Source organism: Pseudarthrobacter linnaei (genome assembly GCF_055412825.1).
In genome coordinates this window covers 1-17,563 of record NZ_JBVAYX010000044.1, presented here as the reverse complement: position 1 = coordinate 17,563, position 17,563 = coordinate 1, and the positions used below count along the sequence as shown (strand labels likewise).

Annotated in this window: 17 protein-coding genes, 1 tRNA gene and 3 pseudogenes; 9 read left to right on the top strand and 12 right to left on the bottom strand. The window is 60.4% G+C overall.

Annotated features, from left to right (window positions below; genetic code table 11):
* The first annotated feature begins 114 nt into the window (after positions 1 to 114).
* Together ACZYZ3_RS19830 and ACZYZ3_RS19825 are read left to right on the top strand one after the other, a co-directional pair.
* Positions 115 to 483: a YidH family protein gene (locus tag ACZYZ3_RS19830; RefSeq protein WP_463965494.1), complete on the top strand. Its 369-nt coding sequence runs from the start codon at positions 115 to 117 to the stop codon at positions 481 to 483.
* Positions 483 to 866 carry a DUF202 domain-containing protein gene (locus ACZYZ3_RS19825; RefSeq protein ID WP_463965493.1) on the top strand — a complete coding sequence of 128 codons (384 nt, stop codon included), beginning with the start codon at positions 483 to 485 and terminating at the stop codon, positions 864 to 866. The genes ACZYZ3_RS19830 and ACZYZ3_RS19825 overlap by 1 nt, the downstream gene beginning before the upstream one ends.
* A gap of 62 nt (positions 867 to 928) precedes the next feature.
* Here ACZYZ3_RS19825 and ACZYZ3_RS19820 read toward each other — a convergent pair whose 3' ends face one another.
* Positions 929 to 1,534: an ANTAR domain-containing response regulator gene (locus tag ACZYZ3_RS19820; protein ID WP_301226264.1), complete on the bottom strand. Its 606-nt coding sequence runs from the start codon at positions 1,532 to 1,534 to the stop codon at positions 929 to 931.
* A gap of 205 nt (positions 1,535 to 1,739) precedes the next feature.
* Here ACZYZ3_RS19820 and ACZYZ3_RS19815 point away from each other — a divergent pair.
* Positions 1,740 to 1,820, top strand: a tRNA-Leu gene (locus ACZYZ3_RS19815).
* Between the two features lie 310 nt (positions 1,821 to 2,130).
* Here the strand turns inward: ACZYZ3_RS19815 and ACZYZ3_RS19810 are convergent.
* The 4 genes from ACZYZ3_RS19810 to ACZYZ3_RS19795 form a co-directional block, all read right to left on the bottom strand.
* Positions 2,131 to 3,138 (bottom strand): DUF4192 domain-containing protein, encoded by a 1,008-nt coding sequence (locus ACZYZ3_RS19810; RefSeq protein WP_463965492.1) that lies wholly within the window; start codon positions 3,136 to 3,138, stop codon positions 2,131 to 2,133.
* A gap of 626 nt (positions 3,139 to 3,764) precedes the next feature.
* Entirely contained in the window at positions 3,765 to 4,202 is a 438-nt protein-coding gene (locus ACZYZ3_RS19805; RefSeq protein ID WP_463965491.1) for a hypothetical protein, read from the bottom strand.
* A 370-nt stretch (positions 4,203 to 4,572) separates the two neighbouring features.
* Positions 4,573 to 4,746, bottom strand: a complete 174-nt coding sequence (locus tag ACZYZ3_RS19800) for a hypothetical protein (protein ID WP_463965490.1) — start codon at positions 4,744 to 4,746, stop codon at positions 4,573 to 4,575.
* Positions 4,747 to 4,920: 174 nt separating this feature from the next.
* Entirely contained in the window at positions 4,921 to 5,154 is a 234-nt protein-coding gene (locus tag ACZYZ3_RS19795; RefSeq protein WP_463965489.1) for a hypothetical protein, read from the bottom strand.
* 92 nt (positions 5,155 to 5,246) lie between these two features.
* Between ACZYZ3_RS19795 and ACZYZ3_RS19790 the strand changes: the two genes are divergently transcribed.
* Positions 5,247 to 5,501, top strand: a complete 255-nt coding sequence (locus tag ACZYZ3_RS19790) for a hypothetical protein (protein ID WP_463965488.1) — start codon at positions 5,247 to 5,249, stop codon at positions 5,499 to 5,501.
* 77 nt (positions 5,502 to 5,578) lie between these two features.
* Here the strand turns inward: ACZYZ3_RS19790 and ACZYZ3_RS19785 are convergent, their stop codons facing one another.
* Positions 5,579 to 5,764, bottom strand: coding sequence for a DUF6994 family protein (locus ACZYZ3_RS19785; RefSeq protein WP_463965495.1), 186 nt, complete (start codon positions 5,762 to 5,764; stop codon positions 5,579 to 5,581).
* Here ACZYZ3_RS19785 and ACZYZ3_RS19780 point away from each other — a divergent pair.
* On the top strand, positions 5,699 to 6,037 hold the full coding sequence (locus tag ACZYZ3_RS19780; protein ID WP_463965487.1) for a hypothetical protein: 339 nt from the start codon (positions 5,699 to 5,701) through the stop codon (positions 6,035 to 6,037). The two genes, ACZYZ3_RS19785 and ACZYZ3_RS19780, sit on opposite strands and share 66 nt — an antisense overlap.
* A gap of 16 nt (positions 6,038 to 6,053) precedes the next feature.
* Here ACZYZ3_RS19780 and ACZYZ3_RS19775 read toward each other — a convergent pair whose 3' ends face one another.
* Positions 6,054 to 6,221, bottom strand: coding sequence for a hypothetical protein (locus ACZYZ3_RS19775; protein WP_463965486.1), 168 nt, complete (start codon positions 6,219 to 6,221; stop codon positions 6,054 to 6,056).
* A gap of 299 nt (positions 6,222 to 6,520) precedes the next feature.
* Here ACZYZ3_RS19775 and ACZYZ3_RS19770 point away from each other — a divergent pair, with 299 nt between their 5' ends.
* From ACZYZ3_RS19770 to ACZYZ3_RS19755, 4 genes and pseudogenes are all read left to right on the top strand, one after another.
* Positions 6,521 to 7,234, top strand: a complete 714-nt coding sequence (locus tag ACZYZ3_RS19770; RefSeq protein ID WP_463965485.1) for a GIY-YIG nuclease family protein — start codon at positions 6,521 to 6,523, stop codon at positions 7,232 to 7,234.
* A gap of 383 nt (positions 7,235 to 7,617) precedes the next feature.
* Positions 7,618 to 9,030 carry a hypothetical protein gene (locus ACZYZ3_RS19765; RefSeq protein WP_463965484.1) on the top strand — a complete coding sequence of 471 codons (1,413 nt, stop codon included), beginning with the start codon at positions 7,618 to 7,620 and terminating at the stop codon, positions 9,028 to 9,030.
* A gap of 269 nt (positions 9,031 to 9,299) precedes the next feature.
* The gene (locus tag ACZYZ3_RS19760; protein WP_463965483.1) at positions 9,300 to 10,433 is read left to right on the top strand and encodes a competence protein CoiA family protein; all 1,134 of its coding nucleotides are present in this window, start codon (positions 9,300 to 9,302) and stop codon (positions 10,431 to 10,433) included.
* Positions 10,434 to 10,745: 312 nt separating this feature from the next.
* Positions 10,746 to 11,221 (top strand): annotated as a pseudogene (locus tag ACZYZ3_RS19755) (IS21 family transposase); the annotation flags it as partial.
* 319 nt (positions 11,222 to 11,540) lie between these two features.
* Here the strand turns inward: ACZYZ3_RS19755 and ACZYZ3_RS19750 are convergent.
* The 5 genes and pseudogenes from ACZYZ3_RS19750 to ACZYZ3_RS19730 form a co-directional block, all read right to left on the bottom strand.
* A complete protein-coding gene (locus tag ACZYZ3_RS19750; protein ID WP_463965482.1) occupies positions 11,541 to 12,092 on the bottom strand; it encodes a hypothetical protein in 552 nt (183 codons plus the stop codon).
* Between the two features lie 10 nt (positions 12,093 to 12,102).
* Positions 12,103 to 14,388 (bottom strand): hypothetical protein, encoded by a 2,286-nt coding sequence (locus ACZYZ3_RS19745; protein ID WP_463965481.1) that lies wholly within the window; start codon positions 14,386 to 14,388, stop codon positions 12,103 to 12,105.
* Positions 14,389 to 14,755: 367 nt separating this feature from the next.
* Positions 14,756 to 15,053, bottom strand: a pseudogene (locus ACZYZ3_RS19740) (recombinase family protein); the annotation flags it as partial.
* Positions 15,054 to 15,281: 228 nt separating this feature from the next.
* Positions 15,282 to 16,205 (bottom strand): hypothetical protein, encoded by a 924-nt coding sequence (locus ACZYZ3_RS19735; protein ID WP_463965480.1) that lies wholly within the window; start codon positions 16,203 to 16,205, stop codon positions 15,282 to 15,284.
* Positions 16,206 to 17,324: 1,119 nt separating this feature from the next.
* A pseudogene (locus ACZYZ3_RS19730) lies at positions 17,325 to 17,489 on the bottom strand (IS30 family transposase); the annotation flags it as partial.
* Between the last annotated feature and the right edge of the window lie 74 nt (positions 17,490 to 17,563).

Genomic DNA, 17,563 nt, shown 5'->3' with positions numbered 1-17,563 from the left:
CCCACGAAACCGTCCCCGCCAGCTGACCGGCACCACCAGCACCTAACCGCAACCCTGTGGCGGCGGCCCTGAACACCAGGGCCGCCGCCACAAATTTGCCAACCAGAAAGAGCCATGACTGACGCAACGCGACGATTTCCCGCAGCCCTGTTCTCCCAGGGATCCGATCCGGACGCCCGGTTCAGCCTCGCCAATGAACGCACTTTCCTGGCCTGGATACGGACGTCCCTGGCCCTGATTGCCAGCGGAGTCGCCTTGGAGGCTCTGGGGCTGAATCTTCAGGAAGGATTGCGCCTGTCGGCCTCCATTGTCCTGATCGTCGCCGGGATCGCCGCGCCCGTGCAGGCCTGGTTCGGCTGGATCCAGATTGAACGCGCACTGCGCCTCGACAGGCCGCTTCCCGCCGCCCATCTCACTTTCCCGATCGGGGCCGCCGTTTCCGTGGCGGGGATCCTGGTCTTCCTCGGGGTTGTCCTCGCCTGATGGCCGGCGCTCCTGGGAACGAACCCGGCCGGGGCCACCGGCCCTTCGACGCCGGCCTGCAGCCGGAACGGACCGCGCTGGCCTGGCGCAGGACGGCGCTGGCGGTCGCCGTCGCGTCCCTGGCCGCGCTGCGCATCCTGCCCGAGGTGCTGGGCTTATGGGCGCTCATTCCGGCCGCGCTGGGGGCTGGTGTGTCATTCGTGGCGCTTCTGCTCACGCATCGGCGCTACCGCCGCATCCACACGATCCTGACTTCGTCCGAGAGCGACAGGGTGGCGCTCAGCGGGGGGTTCCTGCCGGCTTTGATGGCCGTGGCCACCCTTGGTGGCGGGGTCATGGCGCTCGTTGCCGCGGTGCGTTTAGGCGGGCACCTGACCCAATAGACCGAAACCGCCGGTTCCGGGATGCCGCGGCTGCGTGGCCGTCCCGGAACCGGGGGAGAGTCCTAGTTGACCTGGTTGATGATGGTCTCGGCAACCTCGCGCATGCTGAGGCGGCGGTCCATGGAGGTCTTCTGGATCCAGCGGAACGCTTCCGGCTCCGTCAGGCCCATCTTGGTGGTCAGGAGGCTCTTGGCGCGTTCGACAAGCTTGCGGGTGGCGAACTGCTCCTGCAGGTCGGTCACTTCACTTTCGAGGGCCTTGATTTCCTCGTGGCGGGAGAGTGCGATTTCCAGGGCGGGGATGAGGTCCGCGGGGGTGAACGGCTTGACGACGTAGGCCATGGCGCCGGCGTCGCGGGCGCGCTCGACGAGTTCCTTCTGGCTGAACGCGGTTAGCAGGACCACGGGGGCGATCCGGGCCTTGACGATTTTCTCGGCAGCGGTGATGCCGTCCATGACGGGCATCTTGACGTCCATCAGGACCAGGTCCGGCTTCAGCTCTTCGGCGAGTTGGACGGCCTTTTCGCCGTTGTCCGCTTCGCCGACGACGTCATAGCCCTCGCCCCGCAGGATCTCGATGATGTCGAGCCGGATAAGGGTCTCGTCCTCGGCGACAACCACGCGGCGCGCCGGCTTGGACGTGGGGTTTGACTCCGTCTGTTCTGACACGGGAACTCCTTGGAAAGGTACTGCGGGAACGAGACCATCTTAGGTTGTCACCGCTGCTGTACTTGGACCTGTTTGGCTCGAGGCGGCGTCACTGGCGCGATTCTGGAATTCAGCCTATCTGCATGTAGAGTAATTTCGCGCACTGGAAGCGATCGCGTTGCTCACAGCACTGTGGCGGGGCGATTATGACACCGGTGTAATCCGCGCCCGAGTGGCGGAATGGCAGACGCGCCGCACTCAAAATGCGGTATCGAAAGGTGTGTGGGTTCGAGTCCCACCTCGGGCACAGTGTTTCCGCAGGTCACGGGCCTTTTTTGCGTTTCTTCGTGTGGACAGTGTCCACACTCTTGCCTCTGATCTGATGTTCCGGGTGTGTGGGGTCCCGGATAGACCTATTCGGTTGTGGGGGAGCGGCTGACTACGGCGGACCGCGGACCGCGCTGTGGGGCCCCTTTTGGGTGTTCATCCTCTTTTGTCCTTCCGTTGGGTTTTCGCGTTCACTACTTCATGTTGGCTAGGGCCGCGTACAACATGATTCTGACTATTCTTTCGGGCTCGTGTTGGGGTCGGTCCGAAATTTCCGCTCTGATACCTGTTCATGCAGGACTGCGTCGGGAACGGCATGACATGGCAACTGATCCGGAGCGGATCATTTGGTCGCTGAGCCTGGCCAGGTGGTAGCCGGGGTCGGCCTCGAGGGCGAGTTGCAGGAACTGGTGGGCCTTGCTGCCTCTGCCTTCCCACCAGTTGATGAAGGCGATGGCAGTCAGGATGGGGGCGGAGTGTCTCGTGCTGCTGCGCGTGTAAGCGTGTAGCAGCAGCTGCTCTGCCCATTCGACCCGGGACCAGTGCGGCTTGCTGTCTGTCTGGGCCAGGAGAACTCGGTCCATGGGCTCGTCAATTCCGGGGATTTCCGCCATGAGTTGATCCCGAATGGCCGGGAACTGGAGGCCCGCGATCAGGCTGATGATTCCCTCGTCCGTCGGGAAGGTATTTGCGTCGAGCATCTCCGTCCATAGCGTCCGGGCCCTGTCCATGGCATGTAGGATGTTCAGGCTCTGCATTGATTTCGCGCAGCTTTCGACGGCATCCGCGGTCTGGGTTTCTTTGGTCGAGGCCGGCAGCGTGATGCGGTTGGTTGGGGCGATGGTGCTGCCGCGGTACACGAACTCAGCGTTGATCTGGCTGGACTGGGTAGACGATAGGGGCATCGATGGTCCGGCCTTGGGGTCGCCGTCGTATTGCGAAACTGCGTTGTCTCCTACGAGGAGTCCGTCGCGGATGGTCATTCCCCGCTCGGCCAGGGCTCCTGTGAGTGCCGCGATTGTTGCGGCGTGCGGCCTGGCACGTCCGGCCTCGGTGGGCCGAGATGTGTAGACGGCGAAGAGCACGCTGGCGGCCTTAGCATCATGGGCCAGGTATTCAGCGATGGTTTGTGCGTAGCTGATCTCAGCTCCGGGCTTCGGCAGGTCAACGCGCAGTGTGGCCCCGACGTGGTTGTCGACCAGCGTGATGCAGACGAGGCTTTCCCGGGGCCAAAACCCCAGGGTGTGCCCGACGAAACTGAGAACGTCGGCGGGCGTTTTGATTGTGAATGTTTCCATTTCCTTCTCCTTTATCGGCTGGCGGGCACCGGTTGTGCTTGTCAGATTTCGGCGTCGTTCTGATAGGGGAGTCACCGCTGGGTGTGAGGGGCCGGAGTGCAACTTGGGGAAGCGGGAGCGGTCCAGGATTTCGCGAGGAAATAAGCGACGGAGGAGCGCCGAGTGAAATTTTGGATGGCGATCGGCGCATCGCGCCCTGGTTGTGCGGAGGGCCCGCCCAGCGATGATGGGGATCAGAATGACAAACAGCGAAGATGCTTCTGGGCATTCATGGATGGTTTTCGGTGGCGCGGCATGAGGCCGGTAGTCCCTTGGTCTGCTGGGAAGTTACCGTGTTCGCTGAGCGCGGGCGCCTTTCCAGGGCGTGTTCGGCGCGTTCGACGACGGCGCTGTCGCGGGGCGTTGCAGCGACTCAGACGCTTCAGTGGCGCCCGAGCGGGGATCTTCGAACGTATGCATGGAGACCTCTACGAGCAGAGACTGACCAGTCGCGAATGTCTTTGGCGTCTTTGGTGCGGTCACCCGTCAGCCGGTCGGACCATCTTTTGTTCTCACTCATCCCCTAGGACATGTGTGGGCACGGAGGCATCGGCGGGTGTGCCGGGCGCAACTTCAGTACCGCGAACCTAAGGGTAGAAGACCGCCACATGCAGGGCGAGCAGCGCCCCTGCGGTCACTAAACTCCATCCGATCAGATTCAAAAAGTCAGGCCATCCAGCTTCCACTTGTTCCTCGGTCGGTAGGGGTGGGACCGTGCAGCCATTGTTGGCCGAGCCTACCCGACTGCTTGGTGCTCGCCCCGTACTTGCAAGGGATGCAAGGACAGTCTGGAGCAGAGCACCGGTCGCCAACGATGCGGCAGATGACACGCTCATGAACCGTTTCGCTTCAAGCTCCGGTGGGAAGAACCTATCGAAGACCAAGATGATCAGGTAGACGAAGAGGATGACCGCAGCGCCGATCAGAACGCTGAGCCACGGATAAACGCGCAGATACTTCTGCATTTTAGTGATACCAGGCTCGACGGCCTGGCTGGGGGTCTCAGCCCCTGTCTGTTCCCCCATGCCGGTTAGCCTATCCGGGCTCAGAGCCGCAGCCGGGGAGGAAGCTTCGCGTCGTCGGCTGAGCCGGTTCCCTTGCCGAGTGCGCGCCCTCGGGACAGTTCGGACCGGACCGGCCCGGGCGCAGGAGCTGTTTCGCCGGCGCGGTCCATGGGGGAGCCGATAAGGTCGGTCCTGTCACCGCCACGCATCCAGTGCGGGGTGGCCGCCAACATCGGGGCTTAGTCGACGACGGCGGTGGCGTCAAACGTTTGCCAGGGACGTGCAGATGGTAGTGCACCCGTTCACTGACGCCCGCCGGCGATGGGAGGGCCCGGGCAGCGTATTACGGAAGCGAGCCGACTTTTGCGCCATCCACCAGGACGGCAACGGCCTAAGCATCGACAGGATTTTCCGGTTCCCGCTGAAGCTGGGTTTTTCCCTCGTAATGGCCGTGTTTACCAATGCCTCTGCGGTCAGCTAGGGCGGCGACGGCCTCCATGGCGAAGGTCGTGGTACCGGTTACTTTCAGGCACTGGTTGAACTGCAAAGACTCGGTCAGCGTCACAAATGGCTGGTCTGCCTCTGCCTCCCCGTGGAGAAGCCTGTGGCGGGGCTGGCTTTTCGCCGGTTGCCTCGAGAAGCCAAGAACCAAGCCCCACTGGATTCCGCTCAATGACTCGAGCGGATTCGACCTGTTGCTGGCCCGCCACAATCTAGGTTGCGGGCGCGCCGCCGGTTACTACAGGTACTTCTCGACGTGGTCCCCGTCGTAGTCCTCGTCGCCGTTCATCATGTCGATGGCGCGGCCCACGTTATTGTTCGACTCGATGCGGGAGCCGACACAGCTGGCGCACTGCGGACCGCCCTCAATCTCTTCGTCGTAGTCGATGTCGTCCTCCGGGAACTCATTGTTGAACTCGTCCCGCTCGACGCCGACGTCGAATTCCTTCTTGCACTCATCGCATGTGGCCATGCCTGCACCTTAGGGGGTGAAGACGTCGCTAGTTTTTTCTCCACATCCTGAGCGAGCAGCTCGAGGTCGACAACGGCGCGTTCTGGGATTGCGTGAAGAACCGTGTCCTGCCGGACCGCGGCGGACCGGCCGAGGCACCCAAGAATGCCATCCCCGCCTGCGTCGTCTCCGTCCTGCTCGGCACGTTTCACCTGCCCGAGGAGGAGGTAAAGGCTTCGACGGCCGCCGGGACGCTCGCCCGGACGGGTGAACTCTCGAAACCGCCCCCCCACGACGGCGATGCCGAAGCCGACAAGGTTCAAGAGAACGTCGCCAGACAGCGGTTCTACTCTGCGGGGCGCTTCTAGCGGACCTCAATATCAGGGAGGTACTTCCTGACCACTCGGCCATCCGATGGTTCCGTTTTTCGAGGAACTCCGGGAGTTTATCCCGGTACTCCACGTACTCGGGGTTGATGTCGGTGTCCCGGGACGCTCAAAGTTGTCCGCGGCAGGAAGTATTCAACCGACTCATAATCGGAGTCGGGCGTCAAGAGGTCTTGAAAGTGGAAGAACTCCATGAACCGCTTGAAGTCGCCGAAGAGTTCGAAGAAGTCCTCGTAGACCTTGATGACTTTGGCGAGGGGGCTCCATGGCTCCTCTGCGTAGGCAACAAATACGAATCTGTGCTGCCGGTCGACACGTTCCGGGCCCTAGACACCACCCGCATCTTTGCCGCCACGACCATCAACGCGGACCGAATCGAACGAAGGCTCGTGAAGAACTTCCCGCCGGATTATCTGCTCAACCGCATCGAAGGCGGCAAGTTAACGGCAGTCCGCGGGGCATTCAACGCCACCGAGGTAAAGTGCCGGCAGCTGGTGGTCGACTTGATCAGCCAGTAATCCTGACAGTCGCCGCTTACTTCCGCCCAGCTTTCTTCTTCTTAAGCGCTTCGATCTGCTTGGCCTTCTCTGCAAGCCTTTGTTTGAGCTTGGCCTCCTTCTTGAGGTGCGCTGCCGCAGCTGCGAGTTCTCGCGGGGTCCTGTTTGTCGCACCGGGTGGTCGCCCCATGAGTGTCTCCTTCACAAAGTTAGAAAAACAGTAATTGTAGATATTGTGCCTTAACATCGACGCCCGTGAACGCCAAGCGCGAGTGTCGGGATTTCCGGTCTGTCCGCCCGTGGCACAGCTTCAACTGGGCGCGTCGGCCGGCGATGAGTCGGGACTCCAGGATTGCCTCGGATGCTCTGAGGGGTTCAGCTGAGACGGGGGAGCTTCTGTACGGTTGGTGGCGTACCTTTGGTGAGCGGGTCGATGCCGCCAAGATGGCGCAAGAGCAGTGGCGTGTCGTGGACAAGCGCCGGGCTCTCCGTCATCGTTGACCTGTGACGAAAGAACAAGACTTCCCGGCCAAGGCGGGCGATGCGTTGGCGCCTCTGCACGCAGCCAAGGCCCCGCAGTCTTCGCTCCCGGCTCTGATGCGCGCGGAGCGGGCCTCATCCAAGGACTACACCGCAGAGCTGACACAGTTACTAAGGCCCGCGCGCCTATATACGCGTGAGGAAGTGCTCGAGCGGTCCTCACCAGTACCCAAGGTGTCCGGCATCTACGCGTGGTACTTCGATGAAGTGCCACCTGGCGTAGACGTCCGCAACTGCCACGCCATCCCTGAAGGAGTGATGCTCTACGTCGGCATCGCGCCGAAAGAGCCGCCCCGAAATGGAACACCGCCGAGCACCCAGACGCTTTGGAACCGGATCCGATACCACTACCGCGGCAACGCCTACGGCTCCACACTACGGCTGACGCTGGGCTGCCATCTGGCAGACAACATAGGCATCGCGCTCCGCAGAGTCGGCAGCGGAAGCCGGCTGACGTTTACGCACCACGGCGAACGTCAGATCAGCGAGTGGATGAGCCGGCACGCCCGCGTAACCTGGGTTCAGGCCGATTCGCCCTGGCTCCCCGAGACGCACGCGATCGAGCAGCTGAGCCTGCCGCTCAACCTGCAGGGCAACAGCCACCATCCCCACTACCCGATGCTCAAGGCCCTCCGTGCCGAGCACAGGACAACGGCGCGTGCTCTTCCTATCGCGTGACGCTGGGCGGCCGATCTTCGGTACGGGGCGTTCTTTGTCAATGAGAGGGAGAGCCGGCAAGAGTCGTGCCGGGTTGCGAGGACGCCGCGGTTGCGGTCCAAGTCACATAGGATTCGGACAAGAACCACGAAGAAGAGAGACAGATGGGGCAAAGGCAGTCGGGGAAAGAATGGGCGGCAGAAGAGGAACGGCGACGCTACTGTGAGGAAGAACGACGGGCTCTCCCGTCCGCTGTCACCGAGGGACTTGTTGATGTGCTTGCAGGCAAAGCTAGCCCGGAGGAGCGCGAAGCATTACTAGCCCGAGTGAGCCGTTACAGGGACAGGTCGCGCCGAAGGGCCGATTGGCTCCTTGGGATCTTGGACAGTGCCACTGCTTTGGACATGAAGGCTCTTGAGCAAGCGATGGCGAATTCATCTGCAGCAAGGTACGCCAGCAGCGCTGGATTCAACCGGTTTCACTGGATTCTCGCTGTTTCGGGGAGGGGAACAGATAGGAGTCAGGAAAACGTTCAGAGGTTCGCTGCCGCTTGCGGGGCATGGTTGGCCACCTCCCGAATCATTTGGCAGCTCGTTGACAGAGACAAGGATCTTGCGCGCGGAGTCCAGGTGAACCCGTGGCAGGAAACTCAGAGGAGGATTTGGTCGGTTGATGTTCACTTCCGTTGGGTCTCAGAACTTTTCTGTAGCTCCATGGCTTGCGAGATCGAGAGCAATCGAACCAAGTACAGCGACTTCGAGTTTGTTAGTCAGCGGGCAATCACGGATCTCTTCAAGTGGGTTGAGGCATACGTAAATAGGATGGACCGGCAGGCGGCCGGCGAAGTAGTTGGGCCAGTACCATTGCCTTCCCCGTTCGCCCTCCCACTCGTGGAGGTCTTGGCTGTGAAGGGAGACGAGCATCGATCCAAATCCTTCGAGGAATTGGTGGATACGCTCGAGATTGAGGCCCATCCATTCGTCGAAGTCGGAGGCATCATCGCACCGGTGGCAGTGCGAGAGGCGACATACGGGGTTGAATTTGCACTCCTCAACCTGGCCCGCAGTCTCCTCTCCGATGACAAAGACCGATCGGACCTTTTTGAGAATGCTGTAATACGGGCGCTGAGCCATGTCCTGCCCTCAGGAATTGAGCTTCCGCTTGCTCCTGTCTTTATCCCAATACCCGAGACAAAGAACAAAGGCGAAACGGACTTTATCTTCCGTTCGCCAGTGCATACGTTCATCGGTGAATGCAAAGCAATGGCTGCCGTTCACGCGCCTGGCACCGTCATTCACACTTTCACGGACCAAGTGAGCAAGGCGGCGACACAGCTCAAGCTACGAATGGATGCGGTCAGATGTGGCGGCGGCGTGACAGTTGACGGGTTGACCTGGGCGGCTCCAAGCAGCAATGTTTATGGGATAGCCGTGCCCCTCCATTCCTATGGTGGCGCTGTTTGGAACCACGAGTGTCTTCCTCACGGCGATGTAGATCACCCGGATCTTGCAGTCATCCCATTCCACCAGCTCCTTGTAGTCGCACGGGCGATGGAAGACGCCGATGATCTCGCTGCATACATTCGATTTCGGAGCGCGTTGTTCGACCTCAAGCTGGAGCTTCGGGATGAACTCGATATTCTGGCCGCCTATATTTTCAGCGACGCCGCCAAGATCAAGGCCATGATAGAAGGCGCTCCAGAGCACGGGATGCGGGTCATTCGCGCCCATGGCGTGGAACTTGAGACGGCCGTCAGCGACGTCATGCCGACCTCCGCTCAGGCGTGGCGCCGTCGGCTGACGCGGACACTGACCTAAGGGTGGCTGGGTGGTTCGTCTCCTTTCCCTGGCAGGCGCCAGATGACTGCGCAACCTACCGTGATGGCTTGCGGCAGTTGTGGAGCCCTCCGGCACGTCGTGCTCCTTTACACCACTCGTGGCCACAGACAACGACGTCATACCGTATCGCCCGAAACGCTGCCCTGGAATTTGCTGCCCCGGCCGCCCGGATGGCGTAACTTCGATTAAGGCCGGATGGGAACGCAACGAACAAGGGGGCTCGGTGTGGTGAAGAAAGATCAGATTCTTTGAACGACGAAGTGCCGGGGGAGCGGGATATCTATGCCGTGCTGGACTCAGCCGACTCTGAGCAGCCAGTTTCTGCGCCGGCGGACAGGAATGCTGCCTGGCGCCTGAAAGTGGCGCACACGTTCCATTGCTCGACCGCGCTGGGCGGCTGCGGTACCGAATTGACCTTCGCTATAGGCGACGTCAACATCCCCCATTTCCGGCACCGGTCTGGGGTTACCTGCGCACTGGGGGTCTCCGGGTCCGTCGCCGACCGGTACACCCACCTGGCCATCCAGAACGCCCTGCGCGACTGGATCAACGCGATGCCGGGCTTCACATGCGGGCTGGAAGTTTCTGTAGAGGAAGGGCGCACCGATGTCCTGGCCACCGGACCCAACTTCGAAGCGGCACTGGAGGTTCAGCGGTCGCAGTTGAGCGGCACAGCGAGAAGTGAACGTACCAGCCGCTACCTGACCCGCGCCGCCACGGTGGACTGGCTGTTCGAGTCCACCGGCATCGACGCGTTCAAGACCGAACTCGCCGAACGCGGCTGGAGCCTCAGGATCTGGTGGGGCTGGGTCAAACAGGAATGCCGTATAGGCGTAAGCTACCACGCCGGCGAAGACACTGAACCCGAACTGAAGGCAGCCGGCGGCCCTCTTGAGCAGTGGCGCCTGACCGCAGGCGGGCTCGACTCCGAGCACCTGAGGAAGGCAAAGTATGCGGTCGCCGGCCGGCAGGAGGCCCTGCGGCGCCGAAGAGAGGATGAAGCAGCAGCCGCCGCCGAGGAAGCATCGGACAAGAGACGACGTGACGCGGCCGCGCGCCGTGGCGCCCTGGATGCGGACCTCGCGCTTTACCGCCAGTATGAGGAGCAGTTGAGGACCTTTTCCGCCGATGTCGACAGCAGGTGGCCGGCCAAGTGGCCAGCTCTGAGAGGCAGCCCCAAGCAAGTCCTGTGGGCCGCAGGTCTGCGCGTGAAGATTCTTGGGTTCCTGCACGAAGAACTCGCCAATGACTGGCTGGACGCGGAACGTGGATACCCGATCGCCCAATGGTTGGCAGAACAGGAATCGGCTAAGTATTGGATCGAGCACCTCAGAGACGTCCGGGATACGTTCGATCTGCTGCACGAATACGGGCACCGCTGACAGATTCTATGTAGGGGCAATCTGCCCTGCCTACACCTTCCAAAATTTCCTGACAGCATCTTGCATCGGACGCCCCGGCTTTGTCCGGGTTGACGACGGCACCGGCGGCAGCGTGGGGGGACGGCGTATGCGCGGGACCGCGGTCGGTTGGCTCATCAGACCACCATGACCATGACAGGTTTGGATGGCCCCGGTAGGACGGCTATTTCTGGCCCCACTTCGTGACTCGCCGGGCAGCTTGTGACGGTTATATGTGGCCCCGGCTTCAGCGTTGGATTCGTCAGTGATGGATGCAGCGGAAGGCTGGTCTGGATGGAGTCGAGAGTGGAGTTGTTCGCGCTGATCCGAAGGGAGGCCCGGGTCGAGGGCCTCTCGGTCCGCAAGCTGGCGGCCAGACATAAGGTTCACCGAAGAACGGTGCGGCAGGCTCTGGAATCCGCCTCCCCACCGTCACGCAAACCAAGACAATCGGTGGCCTGGCGGCTGGATCCGTTCAAGGCGGCGATCGATGCGATGCTCGTCGAGGACACGACGGCGCCGCGGAAGCAACGCCATACCGCCCGCAGGATCCTGGCCCGGCTCATCGAGGAACATGGCGCGGAGGAACTGTCGTATTCGACGGTGCGTGACTACCTGCGGGTCCGCCGGGCCCAGATCGATGTGGAGGCTGGCCGCCGTGTGGAGGCATTCGTTCCGCAGGAACATGCACCGGGCGCGGAGGCGGAAGTGGACTTCGGTGAAGTCTGGGTCGTGCTGAACGGCCGAAAACGAAGTGCCACATGGTGGCTGGGGCCGCGTACAACACGACTTGCTGATTGTTCTCTAGATCGGGCCAGGTTTGCGGCCGGTCCGGATTCTCCGCTGTGATACCTGTTCAAGCAGGAGTGTGGGGGGAACGGCATGACATGGCAAGTGATCCGGAGCTGATCATGAGCTCGCTGAGCCGGGCCAGTCGGCGGGGCCTGCTTCGAGGGCGAGTTGTAGGAATCGGTGGGCTTTGTCTCCCGTCATCGCCGCGTCCGGATCCTGGGTATCCGGCGTTGCTGTCTTCGCTGATTCGGCGGTGGGAGCCGGCCTCCGGGTCCAAAGCCAGCACCCCGCCGATGGTCACAGCTGCGCTGGGGTGTGTTGCTTCGCTGCGGCTGCGACAAGCCTCCCGGGGATCTGCGTTTCGCTCCCGCCGCTCTGTTCCAGGGATTCAGTGAACTTTTCGTGGTGTTCGGCTGAGCAGTAGTCGGCGGCCGACGTGGTTTCTGTTTTGAGTCCCTGGTCTTTGAGCCGGCGGCTGAGGTTGCCGGTGACGCGGTTTTCGATTTCGCGGCCGATGTTTTCCATGCGGGCGAAGAGTTCCTTTTCGGTTTGGTCGAGCCGCTGCTCCATGGGCGTCCGTTCGGAGCCTTTGAAGCCGCCCTCGGCCAGACTCTTGGCTTCGTGCGTGTCCCTGGCGGCTTTGACGAACGCGGGATCCTCGAAATGGGAGTCACCGGCGCCATTGATGTTTGCGGTGGTCTCTTTGCGCACCTTGCCGATGAGGAACAAGCGTTCCTGCACGGTGGCGTCGGCTACCGCCACCGCCGTGGGAGTCTTGGCGCTGCGCGCAGTCTGCAATGCCTGGGCCAGTTCGAAATCGTGTAAGGACGCCCAACGGGCATCGCGCACCTAACCGCCCTTAAACCACGTGGAAGCTTCCGAGGTTGCTGCGGAGGACGTCGACGCCGTCTATGACAGCTACTTGAAAAGAATATTCGCCGAGCTCGAGGGACGCGGTGTCTAGTTCAAAACTATTGTCAACAAGAAGTGCTGAGGCCGGCCACCACATATCTTTGCCGGGACTCAGCACGACTAGCGATCGGGTTGGCTCTCCTGTGCCGTCAAGTACTTTCCACTTCATCTGCACCTTGGCACCACGCTCGACACGTATTGCTCCGGCAGGCTCGTCCAACGAGATGGATCCGCCACTGCGCCGAAGCTGCCTCTGCTCCAGGACCCTACCGGTACCCCTACTCACAAACTCAACGCTGGCAGCCTCAGGATGAAAAGGAACGGTAGTAGCGAAGGTCGTGAAGGGAAATGCACCCTTATAGCCACATACGTTCCACCTGAGGGCAAGGCCAAACTCGGCAATGACACGCTGGTTTACGTCCAGATACCGGATGCCATATAGTCCCCTACGGGTGACTAAGTGAGGCTTGCCCTTGGACTGAAGAGCCATCGGGCCAATGAATATTTGGTCGTTCCACGATATGAGACCTGAAACAAACAGTGACTGATGAACGGCCAAACCGGCCGGAAGTGGCACTGGCAAATTCGGGCCCTGAAGGCGATCAATCAGATTTTCATAGTCCGCACGGTCAATCCAACGCTTACGTTCCGGCCAATCATCGACAGCATCGTCCGCGCTGGTGCCGTATGAACGCCCGTGACCCATGAAGCAGTGCGTATCGCAGATTTCTTTGTCTGCTATTGGCGTTATGGATGCGGGTTCATTTGGCTGGTGAACCCAAAAGCCGCTTGCAGGGTTACCGTCCTTGAGCGCGGCGATGTCGTGACTATATTCGTCATAGCCACCCAAAATACCGCAGGGCGCGTCACCCACCACTGGAAAAGTCACGTCGCAGAGGGGGTTGTGTTTTATTCGAGAATCCACACTGAGCTTGAAGGTGTGACCCAGTTCATGAGCTGGCAGCGTGACTCGCGGACCAACTTCGCCCGTTCTGTCTGGGCCCTTTGCAGTGAAGATGACGGCACCAGGTGCGAACTCACCCAGTGATACCCCCCATACGCCATCCCACCGGCCGCCGAATCTGTCGAACCAGTCATGGGAGGGGAGAACTCCCATGATCGTCGGGCTCCCGAGGATGTCCAGTTCCACAGCAGAAATCAAGTTCAACTCGTAGACAAGAACAACCGGAGTCAACATGTATGGATCCAGCCACGGTATGAGGCCCGTCAACACCGCTACCCAGTCATATACAGCGGTGGCGGGGGGCGTAATTGGAATGGGGTTGACCATGTTCTCGGTGTGTGCCACCGGATACGTCGCCTGAATGAAAGCCCCACCTAGTTCTACAATGTCGCTGAAACTGTCGTCGTCAACCGAGTTCCCTATGTCGAACCCCGCTCCTACCTTGACCCACATCAATCGCAGGTCCCCTGTTTCCACAACATGGACAGGAGTATATGGCTTTACAATTTCGTCATTTCGCCTTCGGCAGTCACTGACAGGAAGCTTGGAGCTGAACGGGTCATCAACGCGCCCTTCAACGTATAGGTCATAACTCTTCGAATCATTGGGTGCCGGAAGAAGTATCGGATTTTCCCGGCGGAAATATTCCTTCTTGAGCTCACCAGGTTCCAGAGCTATCGGGAAGTGGTCAAGAATATTCACGCCTTGTCCGGAAATATGAACATCTAGCACCGTCTCCACTTTGGAAGCCGAGTTGTTGGCCACCCGTGCCATGATGATGGCCGGTTTTCCAGCGATCAGACGTGACGGCTGATGTATCACTTGGACGAGACCGAGTTCCACCAGCGCCACATCGTCTTCAGTCTCCGGTGACCCGTCAACCATTTCCACGGTGAAGCGTATTCGGCCGCCTGAGGAGCCGGATCCAGCTGATTCAATAACGGTTTGCGTCGACGCATTGAGATCTCCACCAAGACGAAGCGAACACGTATTGAAGCGCAGGTCCAAGTCAGGCTTGTTGAGGGCAGCGTTTATATCTACAGCATCGTCGTCGCCTGTGATGAGTGAATCTGCCTCGCGGACCGAGATACGAATAGGGACTGGATTACTCGTGATGTCGGCGACAAAGGTGCCATCTTGAGGGTCCCAAAAGGGGTTGTCGTTGTCGGTTAACTGCGGCAAATCGAAAGCGGTGCCTTCTATCGTTACCTTTCCGTAGACATCGGCGCGATTGTTGTAGAAGGGGACAAAATCATCGTCGCCCTCCATGTCGGAATTGAGTCTCACGCCGTGGATTACCACCTTCACCGCGCGCCGCGGGATACTCCCGCCGGGTCGGCTTGAGGGGCAAGGTGCAAAGGAGGTCATTTTCAGCCTTCGAAAACGGAGTAGAGATGTATTGAAACCCCGGCGATACGGGAACAAATAAACTCAGCTGTGCCATTGGGATAAATAGCCGGCGCACCTGCGACCTACATGACGTGGATGTTACGACTGACAGTCAGATTCGTCAATGACCCGTTGACTCATCGAAGATGGGCTAGGTGGCTGGACCTGGCGTTGGCGGGATGCAAGCTCATAAAGGGGGGGAATGTATTATGGAATAGTTCCCCGGGACGTCGCTCTAGGTGTGGTGGAGACGTTCCCTTCGCGCCATCTGCGCCAGCGCAGCCATGATCGTGAAGCATGGACCCCATCGGGGTTGAGATGTTGACGTCGCCGCCGCCGAGGTTCAGCACGCGAAGACCCGCGCCGCGGTCGCGCAGCTCCTGGGCGAAGCCGAGCATGTTCTGTGTCGATCGGCCGAGCCGATCCAAGGCCGTGATGACGAGCGTGTCCCCGGCCTCGAGCGCATCAGGCGCGAGATCGAACTGCGGACGGGATGCTCGTGCCCCGGAGACGCCGTGGTCGACGTACAAGTCGTCGCGGCGCACGCATCGTTTCTTTCTCCACGTCTTGACTGCAGTCTGCAGTAAGAGGAAGTTGAATGCATGAACGACCGCAGAGTTCCAGGTCTCAATCGTCAACACAAGATTGCCTATCGATGCGTCGTCCCATCTTGCCCCGAGAGGCAAGAGGCGCCTGAGGGCAATCCTCCAGAATGCCCGGTTCACGTAGGTCGAATGGTGCCAGCGAAGCCTTAGGACACCGAACGTTGTGCGCTAAATCTTGTCGATTAGTCTGAGAACTGTGCAGTAGCCGCTGGCGCTCGTAATCGCCGCGCTGTAGCAAACGCACGCTAGCGCCAGAAATCCTATGACTAGTAGTCCTGTTTGCCAGAACTGTATTTTGCTGTCAAACAGTATAAGGACGGTTGCCACACTGAGAATTGCTGCCACAAAGACGAGGATGCAGTACATTTCCAAGCGGTCCCGGAACTCATCATGTTGTGAGCGAAGGCCGAAAGACATAGAGGCCCATCTGCTTAGGACGAACCCTTCAAGGTCTCCGTTCGTATTCTCAAGGGTGTCTTCAGTAGCCCTGAGTCTGTTGCCGAGAGCGGTCGGCAGGATGCGGGAGTTTTGAGGGTAAGGAGGTGCGGCACCTTGCAGCTGGTCAAGTTTTAAGATTTGCCAGGGGAGGCAGTAATCTTCCCAGCTCATCGCTTCCATATCGAGTGCTTCAGCTTCGGTTAGAGGTATGCTGGGCGGCTGTTCGTAAAGCTTTGCCTCAAGCGCGCAGACGATGGTCGCGGAAATCCCTCGAGAGAGCATCTCTTCCCTGGCAGTCGCAAAGGCACGACGTTCGAGCCTCGTCTTGGCGGCCTTCAGACTTACCTTCTTTCTTGCGTGGCGTTTAGTCATTAGTGAAGCAAAAACGTTTGAGAGCCAGCCCCTGCTCCAATAGCCCTCAAGGGTGCGTATCGCAGAAAAAGAAAAAGCCTGAGTGACCATTGTCGCTATTACTAGAAGCGGAAGCATCACCACCAGCAACTGGAAGGGCTCAGCGCCAAGCTGTGCAACGGCCAAGGGGAGGTCAATTGCCTCCTTCGACCGAAACTGAAACAACACCGCCAAACCGGCCGTAAGCAGTGCGGCCGGCAACCATGACGTCGAACTGAGCTGATCCAGTACTTTTGCCGCCAAGGCGGATAGGCCCTCTTTTGGAGGAGAAGGCTTTTCGGCGTTCTCTGGAGGGAGAGGACCGGGCACAGCAGTGTAGCGAATAAACACAGGGCGGCGGGAACGCCCCCGGCTCGCTGAGCGTGATGACATGTCTCAGCTTGACGTTCAAACCCCCGGTACTTGGCGAGGCGCGCCGACTGGGGCCTGTGTGGCCGGGCTCCCACACCTTGAACGACGCCGCGCAAGGCATGTTGGATGCCTGGCCTGGAACGGCTCTCAATGGCCAATAGTTAGTGCCCACTGCCGCTGGACTTCGAGCAAAAGGTGCAGTCGCGTCGGAGCTTGTGCTTCGATAGCTTGAAAGAAGGTCCGCCATCAGTTGCCTGCCGCCAGCCAGTCGAGCACCTCTTGGCCGGGGAAAGGCGGACGTTGCGGTCGGCTCCGTTAAGTCTTTAATGGTCCGTGCTCACTTCCTGGTTGGCCGGCCAGCCGGTTGGTCATGCTGGTTGCTGTTCGTTTCTCCATGAGACGTTCGGAAAGGAGGAGCCCGCCACCATGTTGTTCGTCGATTTCCTGCACGAGGGCCGCCCCGTAGTTCGGTGCTTACTCGGGGCCGGTCCGGTTCCGGAGGCCTACGCTTCATATCGGAGTGATATCGCGCCCCGCCTGGACGGCAGTCTAGGCAGCCTGGTTGGGGCGCCTAAGTGGGCAAGAAAGAGGGTGTGCACATTGTGCACACCCTGGGCTTCGGATCGGGTCGTACTGGTGCCGGACTGGGCCGGATTGCGGAGGTTTGCGGGGAAGTGGCGGATTTGCAGGGACTGGAGTCCGGTTCGAGTCCCACCTCGGGCACAGCGTTTCCGCAGGTCAGGGGCTTTTTGGTGCTTTTTTCGTGTGGACAGTGTCCACACTCTCGCCTCTGATCTGATGTTCCGGGTGTGTGGGGTCCCGGAAAGCGGCCTATTCGGTTGTGTGGGGGAGCGGCTGCCTACGGCGGGCCGGGTACCGCCCTGCGGGGCCTCGTCTGGGTGTTCATCCTCGTTCGTCCTTCCGTCGGGTTTTCGCGTTCACTTCTTCATGGTGGCTAGTGCCNGTGGCTAGTGCCGGGCAAAGTCAAGCAGTCGGAGCAACGCCGGGGGTTTAGGCTGCGTGCAGCAGCTGGTTCAGCCGGTTGGCTGGGGTCTCGAGGTTGAGGGTGGGCCGGGGCCGGCGGTTGAGTTTCGCGGCTACCCGGCGGAGATCATCCGGGGTGTGGATGGAAAGGTCCGATCCTTTCTCGAACCAGAACCGCAGGAGCCGGTTGGACGCTCCTATGTTTGTCAACCGTGTTCAGGCGCCGAGGATTTGGCCGTGGACTCCATAACGCGGTAAAGGTGCCG

What these genes read in the sequence shown, in the direction of transcription:
- ACZYZ3_RS19830 (WP_463965494.1), top strand. Translation starts at nt 115, where the DNA reads ATGACTGACGCAACGCGACGATTTCCCGCAGCCCTGTTCTCCCAGGGA.
- ACZYZ3_RS19825 (WP_463965493.1), top strand. Translation starts at nt 483, where the DNA reads ATGGCCGGCGCTCCTGGGAACGAACCCGGCCGGGGCCACCGGCCCTTC.
- ACZYZ3_RS19810 (WP_463965492.1), bottom strand. Translation starts at nt 3,138, where the DNA reads ATGGAAACATTCACAATCAAAACGCCCGCCGACGTTCTCAGTTTCGTC.
- ACZYZ3_RS19805 (WP_463965491.1), bottom strand. Translation starts at nt 4,202, where the DNA reads ATGGGGGAACAGACAGGGGCTGAGACCCCCAGCCAGGCCGTCGAGCCT.
- ACZYZ3_RS19795 (WP_463965489.1), bottom strand. Translation starts at nt 5,154, where the DNA reads ATGGCCACATGCGATGAGTGCAAGAAGGAATTCGACGTCGGCGTCGAG.
- ACZYZ3_RS19765 (WP_463965484.1), top strand. Translation starts at nt 7,618, where the DNA reads ATGAAGGCTCTTGAGCAAGCGATGGCGAATTCATCTGCAGCAAGGTAC.
- ACZYZ3_RS19745 (WP_463965481.1), bottom strand. Translation starts at nt 14,388, where the DNA reads ATGGAGGGCGACGATGATTTTGTCCCCTTCTACAACAATCGCGCCGAT.